Source organism: Pseudarthrobacter sp. lyk4-40-TYG-27, assembly GCF_030209295.1.
In the GTDB taxonomy this organism is placed as follows: domain Bacteria; phylum Actinomycetota; class Actinomycetes; order Actinomycetales; family Micrococcaceae; genus Arthrobacter.
Genome location: NZ_JARVSH010000007.1, coordinates 210007 through 230030, shown reverse-complemented (window position 1 = coordinate 230030; position 20024 = coordinate 210007). Strand labels below are relative to the sequence as shown.

Sequence of the window (20024 nt, the reverse complement as noted above, 5' to 3'; positions counted from 1 at the left end):
ATTGACAGCTTTGTCACAGAAGTACTAAATATTAAGAGTCTCCTCAGAAAGCGTTTTCTGACTCGAGTCGTAACCCATCCGATGCACCACGTACCAAGGCATGTGGTCTATTTGGCATGCCGGAAACCAGGCCAATGACGTCCCTGAAAATGCTTCGACCCTTCCCCTTAGCGCAGCGGTGTCTGCCGCGTGTCGCTGCGTTCTCCACTTCCGTCCTCTGCGCGCTGGCCGTCGGAATTGCTGTGGCAGCTCCCGCCCCGGCCACCCCGGCGCCAGCTGGCGGCGGCATCATCCGTGCTGATGATGCGGCACCTGCCGGTTGGGCCGCCGTCGGAAGCGGTACCAATGGCGGCGCCGGCGCACCTGCCGCAAACACCTATGAGGTGAGCACACTTGCCGGGCTGAAGGCTGCGCTCGCCAACCATGGTGAGCCCACGGCGCCGAAGGTGGTTTATGTCAGCGGCACCATCGACGGCAACCAGGCACCGGACGGCCGCATCCTCGGGGAACAGGATTACGCGCCCGGATACGACATCACCAAGTACATGTCCTGCTTCGGGCCGGAGGGCAAGGAGTGGAGCGACCAGGCCTTCGATTACTGCAAAAAGCAGCGCCAACTGCGCCAGACGGGCAGCAACAACATGAAGCGGCAGATCGAGGTCAGCATCCCCAGCAACACCACCCTCGTTGGGGTGGATGGCGGCGCTGGCTTCGTGGGTGCCAACATCGTGATCCTTAGCGCCTCGAACGTGGTCATTCGAAACCTCAGCATTGAAGCGCCTGTGGATTTCTTCACCACATGGTCTCCCGACGACGGCGACGGAGCCTGGAACGCGCGCTTTGATGCTGTCTCTTCAGTGACGTCCAACCACGTGTGGATAGATCACGTCCACCTGTCCGACGGCAGGTTCCCCGACAGCGAGGCGCCGATGGGCTTCCGGAACAAGCCTGCCAACCGGCACGATGGACTGCTGGACCTTAAGGACGGCACCGATTTCGTCACCGTTTCGAACAGCAGCCTGTCCGACCACGACAAGACCATGCTCCTGGGATCGGGTGATGAGCACGTGGACAAGGACGGCGGGAAGCTTCGTGTCACATATATCGGAAACCTCTTCGAGAACATCCAGCAGCGCGGACCGCGCGTACGCTTCGGCGAGGTCCATGTGGTGAACAACTACTTCGTTGGCAGCACAGACAACCCCGACTACCCCATGATCAGCGAAGGGCAGGGCGGCCACAGCTACTTCCTCGGCGCCGGATATGAATCACGAATCTTTTCAGAGCGAAACGCGTTCGAATACACCGGTCCCGGGGCTGACCAGAGCGTCATGGTCAGCAGCTACAACGGCAACCGCTTCAGCGATACCGGGTCCTGGTTCAACGGGGCCGAAGCAGACCTGAATGCCATAGCCCGTGCCTCCTTCGACCAACATCGTGCGCAAGCCCTTGCCGAAGCAGAAGAGACCGGAACTATTGCCCCGGACTGGACCGGTTGGGACTTCACCACGGATGTGGGCTGGAACCCCGCCGACGCCTACGCCTACAAGGCGTTTACCACCCCTGCGGCCGTGAAGAACCACGCGCTGCAGTTCACCGGTCCGGGAGTGCTCCGGGTCCAGCGCTAGGCAGACGCAGGAAAGCCCGGCTCCACGAAGGGACCGGGCTTTCCTGTAGCCGGTTTTACGCCGGCTGTTGCACGGGTGCTACTTGGTGATCGGGCCGAGTACGGGGTCGTCCGTGTAGGCCGTCTTCACGTTGGCGGAGGTCACGATGACCGGCTCCAGCAGGTAGGCGGGTACAACCTTGTTGCCGTTGTTGTAGGACTTGTCGTCGTTGACCTCAGGCTTCTTGCCGGCCTGCAGGTCCTTGACCATGGTGATTGCGTGCTCAACGAGCTTGCGGGTGTCCTTGTTGATGGTGGAGTACTGCTCGCCGGCGAGGATGGACTTGACCGACTCAACCTCGGAGTCCTGGCCGGTGACCACCGGGATCGGCTTGCCTGCGGCCTTGACGGAGGTCAGGATCGCGCGGGCCAGGGTGTCGTTGGGGGACAGGACGCCGTCAACGTTGGCGCTGCTGTAGCTGCCGCTGAGCAGGGTGTCCATGCGGCGCTGGGCGTTCTCAGCCTTCCAGCCCTGGGTTACGGCCTGCTCGAAGCTGGCCTGTCCGGAGACAACCTTGAGGGTGCCGTCGTCGATCTTGGGCTTCAGGACGCTCATGGCGCCGTCGAAGAACACCTTGGCGTTGGCATCGTCCGGTGAACCCGCGAACAGTTCGATGTTGTAGGGACCGGACGGCTTCTTGGCCTTGAGGCCGTCCAGCAGGGCCTGGCCCTGGAGAACGCCGACCTTGAAGTTGTCATACGCCACGTAGTAGTCCACGTTGGCGGTGTTCAGCAGGAGGCGGTCGTAGGCGATGATGGTGGCGCCTGCGTCCTTTGCCTGCTTGAGCTGGGTACCCAGCTGGGAGCCGTCGATGGCGCCCACGATGATGACCTTGGCACCCTTGGTGACCATGGCGCTGATCTGGTTCTGCTGCTCGGAAACGCCGCCGTTGGCGAACTGGACGTCAGCCTTGAACCCTGCGCCGTTCAGGCCGTCGTTGAACAGCTTCTCGGCCAGGACCCAGTTCTCACTGGTCTTCTGCGGAAGCGCGACGCCGATGGAGGAGTTCTGGTCGAATCCCGCGGCACCGCTGCTGGAACCACCGGAGGGTTCCGAGCGTCCACAGCCCGTCAGCGCCAGTGCTGCGATGGCAGCAACCGCTGCGGCCTTCCCTGCTTTACCAAACATTCGCATTGTTGGTTCTCTTTCTTTGTGTGATGGAACAGTATTCAGGCTGCAAACTTCAGGCTTCCCTGGCGATCGCTTCCTTGGTGGAGGTTGTTTCGTCAGGTTGGATGGGGCCGCTGGGGCCGGCGGTGTTGCGGTTCATGTTCCGGGTCAGCATGCCGATGATGGACCGCTTGCCCTGGGACTTGTTGTAGACGTCGAAGGCGACGGCGATCAGGAGGACCAGGCCCTTGATGATCTGGGTGAGGTCGGCGCCGACGCCCAGGAGCTGCAGGCCGTTGTTGAGCACGGCCATGACCAGGCCACCGATGATGGAGCCGACCACGGTGCCCACGCCGCCTGTCACTGCCGCGCCGCCGATGAAGACAGCGGCGATGGCGTCCAGTTCCCAGCCGACGCCGTCAAAGGGGCCGGACGCGGTGGAGCGGCCCACGAAGATCATGCCGGCCAGCCCGGCCAGGATGGACATGTTCATCATGACCAGGAAGTTGACCTTCTTGGACTGGACGCCGGACAGTTCGGCTGCGTGGCGGTTGCCACCGACAGCGTAGACGTGGCGGCCAACGACGGTGCGCGAGGAGATGAAGCCGTAGATCAGGACCAGGACGGCCAGGATCAGGCCGGGGATGGGGAAGGACGTGCCGGGCCGGCCCGTGGCGAACAGGTACGTGGCGTAGAGGATGGCGGCGCAGATCAGCACCAGCTTCACCACGGTCACCCACATTTCGGGGACGCCGGCGCCCAGCGCCTTGGCCCGTGCCCGGGCCCGGAGTTCACCTACGACGACGAAGACCGCAACGGCGATGCCCATCAGGAGTGTCAGGTTGTTGAACCCGGTGTCCGGTCCTACCTCCGGGAGGTAGCCGGAGCCGAGGTACTGGAAGTCTTCCGGGACGGGAATGGTGTTGGACTTGCCTACGAACTGGTTGAAGCCGCGGAACAGGAGCATGCCTGCCAGGGTGACGATGAAGGCCGGAATGCCCACATACGCTGTCCACAGGCCTTGCCAGGCTCCGATCAGGGCTCCGAGCAGCAGGCCCAGGAGCACGCCCGCATACCAGGGGATTCCCCAGTCGCGGATGGCCAGGGCGACGCTGACCCCGACAAACGCCGCGACCGAACCGACGGAAAGATCGATGTGGCCGGCGATAATCACCAGGACCATGCCGATCGCCAGGATCAGGATGTAGGAGTTGCCGTTGAAGAGGTTGATGACGTTGCCGGGAGTGAGGGTGCGGCCGTCGGTGAAGATCTGGAAGAAAATGATCAGCGCAACCAGGGCGAAGATCATGCCGAATTGGCGGGTGTTGCCGCCAAACAGCTTTTTGAGGGCGTTCATGGTGTCAGTCCTTGTGTCCGGAAGGTTCTGGGGATTGCCAGAAGGTCAGGCGGCTTTTCGGGTAGCGGAGGTCATCAGTTTCATCAGGCTTTCCTGGCTGGCCTCGTCTTTGGTCAGGACACCGGTGATGGCGCCTTCGAAGATGGTGTAGATGCGGTCGGACAGGCCCAGGAGCTCGGGTAGCTCCGAGGAAATAACAATGACGCCCTTGCCCTGGTTGGCGAGCTGCTGGATGATGCCGTAGATCTCATACTTGGCGCCGACGTCGATGCCGCGCGTCGGCTCGTCGAGGATCAGCAGGTCGGGGTCCGTGAACATCCACTTGGCGAGGACCACCTTCTGCTGGTTGCCGCCGGAGAGCTTGGCGACACCTTCCTCGACGGAGGGCGTCTTGGTCCGCAGCGACTTGCGGTACTGCTCCGCAACCGTGAATTCCTGGTTGGCGTCCACCACGAAGTTGTGGCTGATCTTGCGCAGGTTGGCCGCCACGGTGGTCGTCTTGATGTCATCCAGGAGGTTCAGGCCCAGCGACTTGCGGTCCTCGGTGACGTAGCCCAGTCCGGCGTCGATGGCCTGCCGGACGTTCTTGAGGACGACTTCCTTGCCATCCTTGTAGATGTGGCCGTCGATGAAGCGGCCGTAGGACCGGCCGAAGACCGAGCGGGCCAGTTCGGTGCGCCCGGCACCCATGAGCCCGGCGAAGCCGACGATTTCGCCACGGCGGACAAAGAAGTTCGAGCCCTTGCAGACCAGGCGGTCCTGGATGGCCGGGTGGCCAACAGTCCAGTCCTTGACCTCGAAGAACACCTCGCCGATCTTGGGTGTGTGGTCCGGGAACCGGGATTCCAGTGTCCGGCCCACCATGCCCTTGATGATCCGGTCCTCGTCCACGCCGTCCTTCTTGACGTCCAGCGTCTCGATTGACTTGCCGTCGCGGATGATGGTGATCGAATCGGCCACCTGCTCAATCTCGTTGAGCTTGTGCGAAATGATGATCGACGTGATGCCCTTCGCCTTCAGGCCCAGCATCAAATCCAGCAGATGCTGGGAGTCGGATTCATTAAGGGCTGCAGTGGGCTCGTCCAGGATCAGGATCTTCACGGACTTGTTCAGCGCCTTGGCGATTTCCACCAGTTGCTGCTTGCCGACGCCGATTTCCTTGATGGGGGTGTCCGGGTCATCCCGGAGGCCTACCCGCGCCAGCAGGTCCAGCGACCGCAGCCGGGCCTCGGCCCAGTCGATGACGCCCCGCTTGGTGGGTTCGTTGCCCAGGAAGATGTTCTCCATGATGGACAGCTCGGGGATCAGCGCCAGTTCCTGGTGGATGATGACGATTCCGGCATGCTCGCTGGCCCTGATGTCCTTGAACTGCTGGACCTGGCCCTGGTACACGATGTCACCGTCGTAGCTGCCGTAGGGGTAGACGCCCGAGAGGACCTTCATGAGGGTGGACTTGCCGGCGCCGTTTTCGCCGCAGATGGCGTGGATTTCGCCGGCCCTGACCCGGAGGCTCACGTTCGACAAGGCTTTAACGCCGGGGAATTCCTTGGTGATGGACCGCATCTCAAGGATGATCGGATCCGTATGCGTGGTCTGGGACGTCATGAGCCCTAACCCTCCAATGCAATGACTTCTTTGTCCGGCCGGCAAAGCGCAGGGCCGTCTGAACCAAAAGTAAACTGGATCACAGCTGTTGTCGTCAAGTCTTTAACGCAATTGCCGGATAACGAAATGGTCTACGAGCGTCGGATACCTGCATGCTGGAACACCAAAGCCGCCGCCCCCAGGGCCTCGGCGCGGTCGCCCAGCGAGGACATCGCCAAGGTGGTTGTTTCGCCGATCACCGGCACGGCGTGCCGGATCAGCCCCCTGCGGATAGGGTCCAGCAGAATGTCGCCCAGGCCTGCCAGCGGCCCGCCCACCACGATGACTTCGGGGTTGATCAGATTGGCCACGTTGCCCAGGGCACGCCCCACCGCCAGGCCTGCGTCGTCCACCACGCGGAGGGTTGCCGAGTCCCGGTTCAAGGCTTTCCTGACGATGTCGGCGGGCGTCAACGGCCGGTCCTCGCCGCGGCTCAGGAGCTCGATCATGGTGGTGGTGGACGCGATGGTTTCCAGGCATCCGCGGTTCCCGCACCGGCACACCAGCCCTTGCTCGTGGATGGTGGCATGGCCGATTTCGCCGGTGATTCCCACGTTGCCGTAGTACGGCGCTCCGTTGAGGATCAGGCCGGCGCCGATACCGGAACCGATCTTCAGGAACAGCAGGTTGCTGACCCCCGAATGCTGCCCCCAGGTCACTTCTGACCATGCGCCCAGATTCGCGTCATTGTCCACAAACACGGGGATTCTCAAGGTTTCCTCAAGATGCTGGAGGATGTTGATGCCCACCCATTCGGGAAGGATTGCCCCCTGCGCGACGGTGCCGGTCCGCCGGTCGATCGGGCCTGGAATTCCGACGCCGGCGCCCACCATGTAGCTCCGTTCCACCCCGCTTTCCCGGAGCAGTTTCTCCAGCAGCACCACCGCCGCCTGGATGCCGTCGTCCGCCTGGTGGCCCAGCGGAAGCATCACCGACTCTTCGGCAATGACGTGGTAGCTGAGGGAGGCCAAGACCACCCGCAGGTGCCGGCGGCCGAAGTCGATGCCGACCGCAACGGCGCCATTGCTGTTGAGCCGCACGTTCAATGCCCGGCGGCCGGAACTGGTAATCGGTTCGGTGGAGGCCAAGCCGGAGTCCAGCATGATTTTGACGATGTTCGAGACGGTGGCAGTGGAAAGCCCCGTCTGCCGGGCGAGCTCCGCCTGCGTGGACGGACCCCCCATAAGGGCCTCAATGATCCGCTGCTGGTTCAGCTGCCGCAGGGCTGACTGCGAGCCGGGATTCTTGGGCTTGCTCCTCGTTGAGCGCGTGGTTGCGGACATGCTAAGAAGATTGCCCTATCGTTCCTCTTGTAGTCAAGAAGTTAACGCATAACGTCGGACGGGTGTCCGGTAAACGCGTCTGACCTCTTTTGCGAGCTGGCCGTGGGCATTCCGTCCCGCGGCAGGGGGCGGACGGGTCCAAACGACCCGTCTCCTTCCCTGCAGCGCTGGCTAGGCTGGAGGCAGTCAACAGTCCGGCCTGTCCAGTCACCACGGACAGGCATACAGAAGGTGGTAATGATGCTGCTGTCCGTCCTGCAGGCAAACGCCGCGGTCCTGGACGTTGAGGCGAATCTCCGGACCATTGACGAGGCTGCCAACCGGGCCGCCCGCGCCGGCGCCGGCCTGCTCCTGACGCCGGAGCTGTTTCCGGTGGGCTACGCCCCACTGCGGCTGCGCAGCGAACTCGACCCGGCAACCCTTCCCGCACTCCGCGAAAGCCTCGCGGGGATTGCCCGCCGCAACGGGATTGGCCTCGTTTACAGCCTCCCGGCCGAAGCCGCCGGTGGCGCAGGTGACGGCGCTGCCGCCGCCCAAAAGGGCAACGGCTCCCGGTACATGGACCGCGCGGGCGGTCCCGGCTGGCACATTTCCGCGTCCCTGGTGGACGCCACCGGCGCGGAACTTCTTCGGTACGCCAAGGTGCACCTCTTCGGCGACGAGGAACGCAAGGCATTCGTCGCGGCCAGCGAGCCGCCCGCCGTCGTCGACTTCCTCGGCATCCGCACCTCATTGCTGATCTGTTACGACATCGAATTCCCGGAAGCCGCGAGGGCCGCAGCCGCGCGCGGCGCGGAACTGCTGCTGGTGCCCACCGCCTTGTCCGCGGGCTATGGGGCGGTGCCCCAGGTCCTTGTCCGCGCACGTGCGCTGGAAAGCCAGCTCAACGTGGCCTATGCCAACCACTGTGGCGCCGAGGATTCCTATACGTTCGGCGGGGGAAGCGTGGTGGCGGGGCCGGATGGCGGCGTGCTGGCTGCGGCGGGCACTGCTCCGGAACTGCTGTTCGCCACCGTGGGCACGGAGGCTGTCCGCGCCGCCAGGAACGACGTGCCCTACCTGAGGGAGCGCCGGCCGGAGCTGTACCGCGCGTGGGAGGCCGGGCTTGCGTCCGGCCCGGCCCAGTCCGCGGATCACCTGGCCTAGCTGCCCGCCGTCGGGCCGGTCAATGCGTCCGCGTACTGCAGTGCAATCCACAGCTCTGCCCGCACCTGCGCCTGGTTCAAGTCCATCCCGAGGAGGTCTGCAAGGACCCCGACCTGGCGCCGCACGCTGTTGCGGTGAAGTCCCAGCAGCTTGGCGGAGCCGTCCCAGCTGCCGTTCTCGGTAAGCCAGCCGCGAAGCACCGCCAGCAGCGGATCGCGCCGGTCCGGTTCCAGGGACAGCACCGGATGAAGGAGCCGTTCCGCCAGCATGGTCCCTGCTTCGCGGCCCAGCAGCCCGGCCACCGACCATTGAACCTCGTCGGCGCGGACGCTTTGCCCGCTCCTCTGCACGCGGCTCCGCAGGGAACCCGCATCCTGATATGCGGCGGCAAGGCCGGTGAGTTCGGTGGGTTCGCCGACCACCAGGCGCCACCCGAGCTTTTCGACCTCGGCGAGCAGGGAGTCGTCCACCTTCAACCGGGTCACTGCAGCGAATCCGTAATCGGTGATTTCCACCAGCTTGGTATCGAACAGGCGCCGCCACTGGAGGAGCTCCCGGACCGGGCTGTCCCCGGCGGGCCACTCCGGTGCGTCCATCTTGATGCCCTGCACCACGCGCATGGCCGCGGACCGGGTGGAGGACAGGCTCTGCGCCATCAGGTCCCTGAGTGCGTTCAGGTGCCTGGCGCTCCCGCTGGTGAGGCTTTCGGGGTGCAGAAGCACAGCCGTAGCCAGCTGGCTGGGTGCCAGCGAACCGCTGGTCCGCTGCCGGACCAACAGTTCGAGGAGTCCGACGGCGGACTGGACCACGTTGTTCTGTGCCGGCGTCAACGGTGCGTCTGAACCCAGGACCAGTGCCCCCAGGTTCGCGTCCTTGGTGCTGCGCAGCGGATGGCCAACCACCAAGGCCGAGCCCGGCAGGTCAAACCCGTCCATCTCCACCCGGGGGCCGCTGCCGGAGAACAAGCGTTTGAGCATGGGTTCCAGCAGGGAAAGCTCGACGGCGGGGCTGCCGCCGCCGCTGGTGCCGCGGGCCCGGACCCGGCCGTCCGCTCCCACCATCACTGCCCAGACGGGCACGCGCTGCACCAGCGCCGCCAGCAGTTCGTGTTCCGGCCTGGGGGAGAGGACTGCGCGCATCAACTGCCGGTTGGTTTCCGCCAGTTGCCGGAAGACCCGCGCAGTATCGGACTCCAGCAGCTGGGAGAATTGGAGGCCGATGGCCGCGAACGGGAGCGATTCCGGTACTTCGAACAAGGTGAGGTTGTGGTGCCGGCACGCGTCGATGACCACGTCCGGGACGGCGTCGAAGTAGGGCCTGATTCCGAATCCCAAGGCCGCTACCTTGGCGTCTACCAACCGCCGGACATACGCGTCCGCGCTGGCGGGCGCCCCGCCGTTGCCCAGGAAGGGAAGGCCGGCGGTCAGCAGGAACTCACCCTCGGGCAGGTAGGGCGTCGGATCCTCCAGCTCACTGGGTTCCACCCAGCGCAGCAGCCGGTCGCCGCTGCCGCCGTCGTGGAGCGTCTTCAACACCGGCGGCAGTTGGTCGAGGAACTGCTGGAGCGTGACGAAGCTCAGCCGGCCGGCTGCTGCGGGCTCAGTGGGCATGGCGGACCGACCCGGCGGAGCGGCCCGCCCGGGCCGCGGTTGACCCGTGGTGGCGGTGTGCAGATAGTCTCATGGTTGGCAACTATAGGTCATATTGCACCGCCTTGAGAGTTGGCTCACATGCCAACCTTGGGGAGGGGAAACCGAAAACTACTCTGAAGGGACGTCAACGGTGACTGTGCCTGTGACCACCGAAAAACCCATTGCGCCGGGTGCCTCCCGGCCGCGGCTGGCAGACCAGCTCCTGCGCCGCAAGCCAATCGGCCAGATGGTCAGCGAAGCCGGGAGCGGCGAGGGCGGCACTGCGCTGGTCCGCAGCTTCGGCGTCCTCCACCTCACCATGATCAGTGTTGGCGCCACGCTCGGGACCGGGATCCTGGTGATCCTTGGCGAGTCGGTGCCGCTGGCCGGGCCGGCCATCTGGATCTCGTTCGTCATTGCCGGCCTGGCCGCGCTCCTCTCGGCGGTGTCGTATGCCGAAATGGCCGGCCTGGTTCCGGTAGCGGGCTCCAGCTATTCCTACTCCTACGCCACCATGGGCGAGGGCATGGCGTGGATCTGCGGGTGGTGCCTTGTCCTTGAGTACGCCGTTTCCGTGGCCGCCGTAGCCGTAGGTGCCGGCCAGTACGTCAATGAAGCGCTGGCGGCGTTTGGGCAGGTGCTGCCGGATGCGATGTCCCAGCCTCCCGGCGACGGCGGACTGGTGAACATCCCGGCGATGGCCATCGTGGTCCTGGCCATGGTCCTGCTGGTCCGCGGCGCCCGGGAAAGCGCCTGGATCAATACGGCAGTGGTGATCATCAAGATCGGCATCCTGCTCTTCTTCTGCGCCGTTGCCTTTACCGCGTTCAATGCGGGCAATTTCGAACCGCTCCTGCCCATGGGCGCCGCCGGTGTTTCCGCAGCTGCCTCGCGGGTGTTCTTCTCCTACATCGGCTTCGACGCAGCCTCCACCGCCGGCGAAGAGGCCCGGAACCCCAAGCGCGACCTTCCCCGGGCCATCCTGCTCTCGATGGTGATCGTCACCAGCGTCTATGTCCTCGTGGCGGTTGCCGCCATCGGGGCCAGGCCCTGGGGCTGGTTCGACGGTACCGAGGCCGCCCTCGTCCAGATCCTGGAGGAGACCACCCACCAGCCGTGGATTGCGCTGGTCTTCTCCATCGGCGCCGTCCTGGCCATCGCCAGCATCGTCCTCACCGTGCTGTACGGCCAGACGCGCATCCTGCTCTCGATGTCCCGGGACGGCCTGGTGCCCAAGGTCTTCGGTCGCGTCTCCGCCCGGACCGGCACTCCTGCCGCCGGAACGCTCATCGTGGGAACCGCCGTCGCCCTGACCGCAGGGCTCGTGCCGCTCGGCGCGCTGGCGGACGCCACCAGCATCGGAACGCTGTTCGCCTTCGCCCTGGTCAACGTCGCCGTCATCTACCTGCGGCGCAACCGCCCGGACCTGGAGCGCAGTTTCCGGGTGCCCCTGTACCCGGTCACGCCCGTGCTGGGAACGCTCATGTGCGCCTACCTCATGGCGAACCTTGGTGCCGATACCTGGGTGGTTTTCGGCGCCTGGATGCTCGTAGGGATTGCCATTTACTTCGGCTACGGACGCCGAAACTCGAAGGTAGCGGCCCTGAGCGAGCTCGACTACCGTGAACTGACCGCCAAGGCCCCGCGCCAGGAACCTGTGAAAGCAGAACACTCATGACCACCGCCACCGAACTGCCGGCCCCTGATCCCTCCAGCACCTCAACCGGGCCGGACACAGCAACCGGGCAGGGCCCCGACGGCCGGGCGCCCATCACCATGCTGAACCCCGATTTCCCCTTCAGCTACGACCACTACCTGGCCCACCCGGACGGCATGGGCTCCGTCCCGCCGGAGCTCTACGGCACGGAAGTGGCCGTCATCGGAGCCGGGCTCTCCGGCCTGGTGACCGCCTACGAGCTGATGAAACTCGGCCTGCGCCCGGTGGTCTACGAGGCAGACCAGATCGGCGGCCGCCTCCGCACGGCAGCCTTCCCGGCAGCTCCCGGCGTGGTGGCGGACCTCGGCGGTATGCGGTTCCCGGTCTCGGGCAAGGCTTTCTACCACTACGTTGACCTGCTGGGCCTGGAAACCTGTGAGTTCCCCAACCCCCTGGCCGAGGCCACCTCCAGCACCGTGATCGAGCTGGCAGGCAAGAAGCACTACGCGGAAAAGCCGGCAGACCTCCCGCCCTTTTTCCGTGAGGTTGCGGACGCCTGGAAAGCGGCCGTCAACGACGGCGCCAAGTTCACCGAAATGCAGGACGCCATCCGCTCCCGCGACACGGCCCGGATCAAGGAACTGTGGAACGAACTGCTCCCGCTCATGGATGAGCAGACCTTCTACGGGTTCATCGCCGCGAGCGATTCGTTCAAGGAGGCAGGGTTCGCCCACCGCGAGGCTTTCGGCCAAGTGGGATTCGGCACGGGCGGCTGGGACACCGACTTCCCCAACTCCATCCTGGAGATCCTCCGCGTGGTCTACACCGACGCGGACGACCAGCACCGGTTCATCCGCGGAGGAGCGCAGCGGCTCCCCGAGGCACTCTGGCAGCACGCGCCGTCGGACCTGGTCCACTGGCCCGCCGGCACCTCCCTTGCTTCGCTCCACTCCGGCTCGCCCCGCGGCGCTGTGGGGAAGATCAGCCGCGATCCGGACGGAAACCTGCGGATCCGTGAACGCTGGGGCCGTGAGGCCAGCTACCCGGCGGTGGTGAGCACGTGCCAGTCGTGGTTGCTGTCCACCCGCATCCACACCGAGGAAGCATTGTTCCCGGCTGAGCTGTGGACCGCCATGGAGCGCTCGCATTACATGCAGTCGTCCAAGACGTTTGTCATGGTGGACCGGCCGTTCTGGAAGGACACCGACCCGGACACCGGGCACGAGGTCCTGTCCATGACCTTGACGGACCGGCTGAACCGCGCCACGTACCTGCTGGACAACGGCCCGGACCAGCCCGCCGTCATCCTGCTGTCCTACACCTGGAACGACGACGCCCTGAAATGGCTTGCCCTGGACGCGGACGAACGCGTGGAGCTGATGCTGCACTCACTGGAACAGATCTACCCCGGAGTGGATATCGCCGGGCACATCGTGGGGCAGCCCATTACCGTGTCCTGGGAAGCCGACCCCAACTTCATGGGCGCCTTCAAAGCCAACCTGCCGGGGCACTACCGCTACCAGCAGCGGCTGTTCACGCACTTCAAGCAGGACGCGCTGCCCGAATCCCAGCGCGGCATCTTCCTGGCCGGCGACGACGTCTCTTTCACGGCCGGCTGGGCCGAAGGCGCCGTCACCACCGGGCTGAACGCCGTATGGGGCGTGGTGAACCACCTGGGCGGGACATCCGCGCCCGGCAACCCCGGCCCGGGTGACCTGCTGGACGCAATGGGGCCAATCAGCCTGGACTAGCGCCGGCTCGGCGTCGAAGCCTACTGGTGGAGCTCGCGGTGTTTCGCTGCGAGCTCCACGTAGTGCGCCGCATTGGCGCGGACGCCGTCGAACTCTTCCTCCGTGAGTTCGCGGCGCACCTTGGCGGGCACCCCGGCAACCAGGGACCGCGGCGGAACTACGGTTCCTTCCAGGACGACGGCGCCGGCCGCCACCAGCGAGCCGGCACCGATCACGGCGCCGTTGAGGACGGTGGCGCCCATGCCGATCAGGCAGTCGTCCTCCACCGTGCAGCCATGCACGACGGCGGCGTGCCCCACGCTGACACCCCGGCCCACCGTGCAGGGGAAGCCGGGGTCGGCGTGCAGCACCACGTTGTCCTGCAGGTTGCTGCCGGCACCCACGCTGATGGCCGCGGTGTCGGCGCGGACGGAAACGCCGTAGAAGGCACTGGAATCCTGGTCCAGGGTCGCCCGGCCAATGATGGAGGCTGAGGGCGCTACGAACGCTGTTTCATGGACAGCCGGCGAATTTCCGGCGAAAGGGTACAGAGGAGCCATGGCTTCACCCTAAGCCACCCCTGCACCCAACTGACTCGCAGCAGATGCCGTTTTGAGGAAGCAAAACGGCATCCTCTGCCAGCTGGTTGAAGCCAGTTGAAGACCGCGTCAGTTGAAGACCACTGTCCGGTTGCCGTCCAGCAGCACCCGGTGCTCGGCATGCCACTGCACGGCCTGGACCAGGGTCCGCCCCTCCACGTCACGGCCCATCTGGACGAACTGCTCCGCCGTGCGGGCGTGATCCACCCGGATGACTTCCTGCTCGATGATCGGACCCTCGTCCAGGGCTGCGGTCACGTAGTGGGCCGTGGCGCCGATCAGCTTCACGCCGCGCGCGTGGGCCTGGTGGTACGGCTTGGCGCCCTTGAAGGACGGCAGGAACGAGTGGTGGATGTTGATGGCCTTGCCGGTCAGCTCGGTGCAGAGGTCGTCGGACAGGATCTGCATGTAACGGGCCAGGACCGTCAGTTCGATGCCGTGTTCGGCGATGATGCCACGAAGCTTGTCTTCCGCCTGCACCTTGGTGTCCTTGGTGACGGGGATGTAATGGAACGGGATGCCGTAGAACTCCGCGAGTCCGGCCAGGTCCCGGTGGTTTGACACGATGGCGGGGATCTCGAGGGGCAGAGTCCCGGAGCGCTGCTGGAAGAGAAGGTCGTTGAGGCAGTGGGCGGCGGTACTGGCAAGCACCAGGGTGCGCACCTTGTCGCCGACGGTGTTCAGGCTCCACTGCATGGAGAAGGCCTCCGCCACCGGTTCAAGGGCCGCACGCAGTTCGGACTTGGCGGCGGGTGTGGTGACCTCGACGCGCATGAAGAAGTTGCCGGTTGAGGGGCTGCCGTACTGCTGTGAATCCGTAATGTTGCATCCTGCCACCAGAAGGGCGCCGGCCACCGCGTGGACGATTCCGGGACGGTCCGGGCAGGACAGGGTTACCACATACGCTTGGTTCAGCAGCTGTTCATTCACGCGTAATAGCCTACCCGCGCTGCGGACGGTGCTTTTGATAGGCTGGAGTGGTCGCAACTGGCGTTGGGTGGCTAACCACCAGGGAGCGGCAATCACGAAGACCACGGATCGTACGCCTGGGCCGAGGGTCATGTTTTGCCGGTTGTGGGGCTGCTCCTGCGTCAATGCAGCAGCACCATGCCCAGTGCTTCCACGCGGTGTCATCAACGCAGTGCGGGGGCGCGCCAGCCGGTAGCCTGACCTAAGCAGTGCCCGTATCCCTAGCCAGGAGTTCTTCGTGACTACTACAGCCACCTCAACCACAGCCGTCAGCAACCAGCCGCTGGCAGAGCTCGACCCCGAAATCGCCGCAGTCCTGGACCAGGAGCTTGGCCGCCAGCGCGGCACCCTGGAAATGATTGCCTCCGAGAACTTCGCGCCCCGCGCCGTGATGGAGGCCCAGGGCTCCGTCCTCACCAACAAGTACGCCGAAGGCTACCCGGGCCGCCGCTACTACGGCGGCTGCGAGTATGTCGACGTCGCCGAGCAACTGGCCATCGACAGGGTCAAGGCCTTGTTCGGTGCGGAGTACGCCAACGTCCAGCCGCACTCCGGTGCCCAGGCCAACGCCGCTGCGCTCTCCGCCATGATCACCCCGGGCGACAAGATCCTCGGCCTGTCCCTGGCGCACGGCGGCCACCTGACCCACGGCATGAAGCTGAACTTCTCCGGCAAGCTGTACCAGGTTGCCGCGTACCAGGTCGAGGAAGACAACTTCCGCATCGACATGGACAAGCTGCGTGAGCAGGCCATCGCCGAAAAGCCGCAGGTCATCATCGCCGGCTGGTCCGCCTACCCCCGCCACCTGGACTTCGCCGCGTTCCGCTCCATCGCCGATGAGGTGGGCGCGCTGCTCTGGACCGACATGGCACACTTCGCGGGCCTGGTTGCCGCCGGACTGCACCCCAGCCCGGTGCCGCACTCCGACGTCGTCACCTCCACCGTGCACAAGACTCTCGCCGGTCCCCGCTCGGGTGTGATCCTGGCGAAGGAACAGTGGGCCAAGAAGCTGAACTCCAACGTCTTCCCGGGCCAGCAGGGCGGCCCGCTCATGCACGTCATCGCCGCCAAGGCCGTTGCCTTCAAGATCGCCGGCACCCAGGAATTCAAGGAGCGCCAGGAGCGTGTCCTCGAGGGCGCCAGGATCATCGCCGACCGGCTGAACCAAGCCGATGTTGCCGAGGCAGGCGTCTCCGTCCTCACCGGCGGCACCGACGTCCACCTGGTACTGGTTGACCTGCGCAACTCCCAGCTGGACGGCCAGCAGGCCGAAGACCTCCTGCACTCCGTGGGCATCACCGTCAACCGCAACGCCGTGCCCTTCGACCCCCGCCCGCCGATGGTCACCTCCGGCCTGCGCATCGGTACCCCGGCCCTGGCCACCCGCGGGTTCGGCGCTGCCGAGTTCACCGAGGTCGCCGAGATCATCGCCACCGCGCTCAAGGCCGGCACCGGCGCCGACGTCGAGGCCCTGCAGTCCCGCGTTGACAAGCTGGCCGCCGATTTCCCGCTGTACCCGCAGCACGAGCAGTGGTGACCAATGACTGAAACCACCACCGCGCAGATCCTTGACGGCAAGGCCACCGCCGCTGCCATCAAGGCCGAGCTGACTGACCGCGTGGCCGCACTCAAGGCCAAGGGCGTCATTCCGGGGATCGCCACCGTACTGGTCGGTGCGGATCCGGCCTCGCAGTTGTATGTGTCCATGAAGCACAAGCAATCTGCGCAGATCGGGATGAACTCCATCCAGCGCGAACTTCCCGCGGACGCCACCCAGGAGCAGGTGGAGGCCCTCATTGACGAACTCAATGCGGACCCTGCCTGCCACGGGTACATTGTGCAGCTGCCGCTGCCCAAGCACCTGGATACCGACGCGATCCTGGAACGCATCGATCCCGCCAAGGACGCCGACGGGCTGCACCCGACCAACCTTGGCCGGCTGGTGCTGAACGTCAACCACAAGATCACCACACCGCTGCCGTGCACCCCCCGCGGCGTCATCGAGCTCCTTGAGCGCAACGGATACAGCCTGGCAGGCAAGCATGTTGTGGTGGTGGGCCGCGGCGTCACGATCGGCCGGTCCATCGGCCTGCTGCTGACCCGCCGGGACGTCAACGCCACGGTGACCCTGACCCACACCGGCACAACGAACCTCTCCGAACTGCTCCGGCAGGCGGACGTGATCGTGGGTGCTGCCGGCGTCAAGCACATCGTCAAGGCGGCGGACGTCAAGCCCGGCGCCGCGTTGCTGGATGTCGGAGTTACCCGCGAGACCGATCCTGAGACGGGCAAGAGCCGCGTCTACGGCGACATCGATCCCGCCGCTGCGGAGGTGGCCGGCTGGATCTCGCCGAACCCTGGCGGCGTCGGACCCATGACCGTGGCGCTGCTGATGACCAACGTGGTGGAAGCGGCAGAACGCGCAGCCGGCATCGCGCAGTAGTCCCGCCACCGGGCGCACGACGGCGGCACGGCACCTTTCGCAGGAAAGGCGCCGTGCCGCCGTCCGCCGTTATAACGAAACTGCAAGCGCACTTCCACATGCGCCGCACCTCAACTAGTCTGCACAGGTGCACAACGAAGCCATCCTGCCCTCCGGCACCATGACCGCGCATCGGCCATCCGGAGTGGTCATCTCCGCAGAGAACCTGACCAAGACGTACGGCGATGTGGCGGCCGTGGACGGCATCACCTTCAGCGTTCCGGCGGGGGAGTCCTTCGGGCTGCTGGGTCCGAACGGGGCAGGCAAGTCCACCACCATGAAGATGATCGGCGGGGTCACCCGGCGCACCTCGGGCAACCTCAGCATCATGGGGCTGGACCCGGACACGCACGGGCCGGAAGTGCGCGCGCACCTGGGCGTGGTGCCGCAGCAGGACAACCTCGACGAAGAACTGCGCGTCCGCGACAACCTCCTGGTCTACGGCCGCTACTTTGGCCTGCCCATGAGCTACCTGAAGCCCAAAGCCGACGAACTGCTGGAGTTCGCGCAGCTGACGGACAAAGCCAAGTCCAAGGTGGACGCGCTCTCCGGCGGCATGAAGCGGCGCCTGACGATTGCCCGGTCCCTCATCAACGAGCCCAGGATCCTGCTGCTTGACGAACCCACCACGGGCCTGGACCCGCAGGCGCGGCACATCCTCTGGGACCGGCTGTTCCGGCTCAAGGAACAAGGCGTCACCCTGATCCTGACCACCCACTACATGGATGAGGCCGAACAGCTCTGCGACCGGCTGATCGTCGTGGACAAAGGCCGGATCATGGCTGAAGGGTCACCGGCGCAGTTGATCCGCGAGCACTCCACCAGGGAAGTGGTGGAGTTGCGTTTTGGCTCGGAACGCAACGCAGCCATCGCGTCCCGGCTTGAAGGCATAGGTGACCGCCTCGAAGTCCTGCCGGACCGGGTGCTGATGTACGCGCACGACGGCGAGTCTGCCCTTGAGCAGGTCTCGGCCCGCGGCCTGAGGCCGCTGACGTCGCTGGTGCGCAGGTCCTCGCTGGAGGACGTCTTCCTCCGGCTCACCGGGCGGAGCCTCGTTGACTGAACCACTGGCCGCTCCGCAGCCCGCCCCTAGGGCGCACCGGCCCGACATCTCGGCTGCCAAGGCCCGGCGCTGGGGCGCCTTCTACTATGCGGAGCAGGTGCTCCGGGTCATGAAGGGGTACTCCTGGTCCATTGTGATGTACAGCGTGGGCCAGCCCGTGGCGTACCTGTTTGCCATGGGCGTGGGCCTGGCCACCCTGGTGGACTCCGGCAACGCAGCGTTCGGCGGCGTGTCCTACCTGGCCTTCATCGCCCCGGCGCTGCTGGTCTCCGCTGCCGTGATGACGGCCGCGAACGAGTTCACGTTCCCCGTCATGGACGGCTTCAAGTGGCGCCGAATCTACTACGGGCCGCACGCGTCACCGCTGACTCCACAGCAGATCGCGGCAGGACAAATCATGGCCGTGACACTGCGCCTGCTGCTGCAGTCTGCCATCTACTTCGCCGCCGTGGCGCTGTTCGGCGCCTCACCCTCCGGCTGGGGCTGGGCCGGGATCCTGGTGGCCACCCTGACGGGCCTTGCCTTTGGGCTTCCGCTGATGGCCTACTCCGCGTCGATCACGGAAGACAAGGGCCAGTTTGCGCTGGTGATGCGGTTCATCGTAATGCCGCTGTTCCTTTTCTCCGGGACATTTTTCCCGCTCGAGAACCTCCCGCCGGCAGTGCGCTGGGTCGGATGGATCTCGCCCATCTGGCACGGTACCGAACTTGGCCGGGTACTCAGCTTCGGCTACCACGAAGCGCCACTGCTGACCATCCTGCACATCGCCGTCCTCGGCGGACTGGCGACGATGGGATGGCTCCTGACCCGGCGCCGCTTTGCCCTGAGGATGGGCCAATGAGCGCCGTCTCAGGCCGCGCCGCCAGCGTGACCGAGGCGGCGCGCAACCGGACGTTCGGGCCGCTGTACTCGCGCAATGCAAAGGCCGTCATCTCCCGGGGACTGATGGCGACGCGCAGCACCAACTGGCTGGTGATGGTGTCCGGATTCTTCGAACCGGTGCTGTTCCTGGTGTCCATGGGGGTGGGCCTGGGTGCCATCGTGGGAGACGTCCGCGGACCCGACGGGACTTCCATCAGCTACGCGGCGTACATCGCCCCTGCCCTGCTTGCCGTGTCGGCGATGAACGGCGCCGTGTACGACTCCACCTGGAACGTCTTCTTCAAAATGAACTTCGCCAAGCTCTACCAGGGCATGCTCTACACGTCGTTGGGGCCCCTGGACGTTGCGGTGGGGGAGATCTTCCTGGCCCTGCTGCGGGGCATGCTCTACGCCACCGGCTTCACCGCCGTCATGGGAGCCATGGGGCTGATTACCACGGCCTGGGCGCTGCTCATGATTCCGGCTTCGGTGCTGATTGCCTTCGGCTTCGCCAGCCTCGGCATGGGGATCACCAGCTTCCTCAAGACATTCCAACAAATGGACTGGATCAACTTCATCCTGCTGCCCATGTTCCTGTTCAGCGCCACGTTCTACCCGCTGAGCGTCTACCCCGAGCCCATCCAGTGGTTCATCCAGGCCATGCCGCTGTGGCACGGGGTGGAACTGCTGCGGCAGATCAGCGTGGGAAGCTTCACGGCCGCCACACCGTTGCACGTGGGCTACTACCTGGCCATGACCGCCGTCGGAATGCTCCTGACCACCCTCCGCCTGCGGAGCCTCTTCCTCAGGTAGCAGCCCCTGTTC

General features: G+C 65.3%; 16 protein-coding genes and 1 riboswitch. Of the genes, 9 read left to right on the top strand and 7 right to left on the bottom strand.

Features of this window, described 5'->3' with window-relative positions; translation table 11 throughout:
* The first annotated feature begins 242 nt into the window (after positions 1-242).
* Complete coding sequence (locus QRM96_RS15175; RefSeq protein ID WP_285320123.1) at positions 243-1628, top strand: pectate lyase family protein; 1386 nt, start codon at positions 243-245, stop codon at positions 1626-1628.
* 78 nt (positions 1629-1706) lie between these two features.
* On the opposite strand, the gene QRM96_RS15170 is transcribed toward QRM96_RS15175, so the two are convergent.
* From QRM96_RS15170 to QRM96_RS15155, 4 genes are all read right to left on the bottom strand, one after another.
* The gene (locus QRM96_RS15170) at positions 1707-2801 is read right to left on the bottom strand and encodes a substrate-binding domain-containing protein (protein ID WP_043424015.1); all 1095 of its coding nucleotides are present in this window, start codon (positions 2799-2801) and stop codon (positions 1707-1709) included.
* Positions 2802-2850: 49 nt separating this feature from the next.
* A complete protein-coding gene (mmsB, locus tag QRM96_RS15165) occupies positions 2851-4134 on the bottom strand; it encodes a multiple monosaccharide ABC transporter permease (RefSeq protein ID WP_018761952.1) in 1284 nt (427 codons plus the stop codon).
* Positions 4135-4179: 45 nt separating this feature from the next.
* Positions 4180-5739 carry a multiple monosaccharide ABC transporter ATP-binding protein gene (mmsA, locus tag QRM96_RS15160; protein ID WP_018761951.1) on the bottom strand — a complete coding sequence of 520 codons (1560 nt, stop codon included), beginning with the start codon at positions 5737-5739 and terminating at the stop codon, positions 4180-4182.
* A 131-nt stretch (positions 5740-5870) separates the two neighbouring features.
* Positions 5871-7061 (bottom strand): ROK family transcriptional regulator, encoded by a 1191-nt coding sequence (locus QRM96_RS15155; protein WP_018761950.1) that lies wholly within the window; start codon positions 7059-7061, stop codon positions 5871-5873.
* A 237-nt stretch (positions 7062-7298) separates the two neighbouring features.
* Between QRM96_RS15155 and QRM96_RS15150 the strand changes: the two genes are divergently transcribed.
* A complete protein-coding gene (locus QRM96_RS15150) occupies positions 7299-8207 on the top strand; it encodes a nitrilase-related carbon-nitrogen hydrolase (protein WP_109863497.1) in 909 nt (302 codons plus the stop codon).
* On the opposite strand, the gene QRM96_RS15145 is transcribed toward QRM96_RS15150, so the two are convergent.
* Positions 8204-9817 (bottom strand): PucR family transcriptional regulator, encoded by a 1614-nt coding sequence (locus QRM96_RS15145; protein WP_285320122.1) that lies wholly within the window; start codon positions 9815-9817, stop codon positions 8204-8206. The genes QRM96_RS15150 and QRM96_RS15145 overlap by 4 nt on opposite strands.
* A gap of 172 nt (positions 9818-9989) precedes the next feature.
* On the opposite strand from QRM96_RS15145, the gene QRM96_RS15140 reads away from it, so the two are divergent.
* Together QRM96_RS15140 and QRM96_RS15135 are read left to right on the top strand one after the other, a co-directional pair.
* The gene (locus QRM96_RS15140; protein ID WP_491329553.1) at positions 9990-11516 is read left to right on the top strand and encodes an amino acid permease; all 1527 of its coding nucleotides are present in this window, start codon (positions 9990-9992) and stop codon (positions 11514-11516) included.
* Positions 11513-13246, top strand: a complete 1734-nt coding sequence (locus QRM96_RS15135; RefSeq protein WP_206073946.1) for a flavin monoamine oxidase family protein — start codon at positions 11513-11515, stop codon at positions 13244-13246. The genes QRM96_RS15140 and QRM96_RS15135 overlap by 4 nt, the downstream gene beginning before the upstream one ends.
* A 20-nt stretch (positions 13247-13266) precedes the next feature.
* On the opposite strand, the gene QRM96_RS15130 is transcribed toward QRM96_RS15135, so the two are convergent.
* Together QRM96_RS15130 and purU are read right to left on the bottom strand one after the other, a co-directional pair.
* Entirely contained in the window at positions 13267-13785 is a 519-nt protein-coding gene (locus QRM96_RS15130) for a gamma carbonic anhydrase family protein (RefSeq protein WP_018761945.1), read from the bottom strand.
* A gap of 108 nt (positions 13786-13893) precedes the next feature.
* Entirely contained in the window at positions 13894-14754 is an 861-nt protein-coding gene (gene purU, locus QRM96_RS15125) for a formyltetrahydrofolate deformylase (protein ID WP_285320121.1), read from the bottom strand.
* Positions 14755-14797: 43 nt separating this feature from the next.
* A riboswitch (ZMP/ZTP riboswitch) is annotated at positions 14798-14883 on the top strand.
* 148 nt (positions 14884-15031) lie between these two features.
* Between purU and glyA the strand changes: the two genes are divergently transcribed.
* The 5 genes from glyA to QRM96_RS15100 all read left to right on the top strand — a co-directional run bounded on the left by glyA (position 15032) and on the right by QRM96_RS15100 (position 20012).
* Positions 15032-16330, top strand: a complete 1299-nt coding sequence (gene glyA / locus QRM96_RS15120; RefSeq protein ID WP_133832107.1) for a serine hydroxymethyltransferase — start codon at positions 15032-15034, stop codon at positions 16328-16330.
* Between the two features lie 3 nt (positions 16331-16333).
* Entirely contained in the window at positions 16334-17236 is a 903-nt protein-coding gene (locus QRM96_RS15115) for a bifunctional methylenetetrahydrofolate dehydrogenase/methenyltetrahydrofolate cyclohydrolase (RefSeq protein WP_018761942.1), read from the top strand.
* 160 nt (positions 17237-17396) lie between these two features.
* Positions 17397-18338 carry an ABC transporter ATP-binding protein gene (locus QRM96_RS15110; RefSeq protein ID WP_206073950.1) on the top strand — a complete coding sequence of 314 codons (942 nt, stop codon included), beginning with the start codon at positions 17397-17399 and terminating at the stop codon, positions 18336-18338.
* The gene (locus QRM96_RS15105) at positions 18331-19179 is read left to right on the top strand and encodes an ABC transporter permease (RefSeq protein ID WP_285320120.1); all 849 of its coding nucleotides are present in this window, start codon (positions 18331-18333) and stop codon (positions 19177-19179) included. The genes QRM96_RS15110 and QRM96_RS15105 overlap by 8 nt, the downstream gene beginning before the upstream one ends.
* Entirely contained in the window at positions 19176-20012 is an 837-nt protein-coding gene (locus tag QRM96_RS15100) for an ABC transporter permease (RefSeq protein WP_109863490.1), read from the top strand. Before QRM96_RS15105 ends, QRM96_RS15100 begins: the two co-directional genes overlap by 4 nt.
* Positions 20013-20024 lie beyond the last annotated feature (12 nt).

What these genes read in the sequence shown, in the direction of transcription:
- QRM96_RS15170 (WP_043424015.1), bottom strand. Translation starts at nt 2,801, where the DNA reads ATGCGAATGTTTGGTAAAGCAGGGAAGGCCGCAGCGGTTGCTGCCATC.
- mmsB (WP_018761952.1), bottom strand. Translation starts at nt 4,134, where the DNA reads ATGAACGCCCTCAAAAAGCTGTTTGGCGGCAACACCCGCCAATTCGGC.
- mmsA (WP_018761951.1), bottom strand. Translation starts at nt 5,739, where the DNA reads ATGACGTCCCAGACCACGCATACGGATCCGATCATCCTTGAGATGCGG.
- QRM96_RS15155 (WP_018761950.1), bottom strand. Translation starts at nt 7,061, where the DNA reads ATGTCCGCAACCACGCGCTCAACGAGGAGCAAGCCCAAGAATCCCGGC.
- QRM96_RS15150 (WP_109863497.1), top strand. Translation starts at nt 7,299, where the DNA reads ATGATGCTGCTGTCCGTCCTGCAGGCAAACGCCGCGGTCCTGGACGTT.
- QRM96_RS15145 (WP_285320122.1), bottom strand. Translation starts at nt 9,817, where the DNA reads ATGCCCACTGAGCCCGCAGCAGCCGGCCGGCTGAGCTTCGTCACGCTC.
- QRM96_RS15135 (WP_206073946.1), top strand. Translation starts at nt 11,513, where the DNA reads ATGACCACCGCCACCGAACTGCCGGCCCCTGATCCCTCCAGCACCTCA.
- QRM96_RS15130 (WP_018761945.1), bottom strand. Translation starts at nt 13,785, where the DNA reads ATGGCTCCTCTGTACCCTTTCGCCGGAAATTCGCCGGCTGTCCATGAA.
- QRM96_RS15115 (WP_018761942.1), top strand. Translation starts at nt 16,334, where the DNA reads ATGACTGAAACCACCACCGCGCAGATCCTTGACGGCAAGGCCACCGCC.
- QRM96_RS15110 (WP_206073950.1), top strand. Translation starts at nt 17,397, where the DNA reads ATGACCGCGCATCGGCCATCCGGAGTGGTCATCTCCGCAGAGAACCTG.
- QRM96_RS15100 (WP_109863490.1), top strand. Translation starts at nt 19,176, where the DNA reads ATGAGCGCCGTCTCAGGCCGCGCCGCCAGCGTGACCGAGGCGGCGCGC.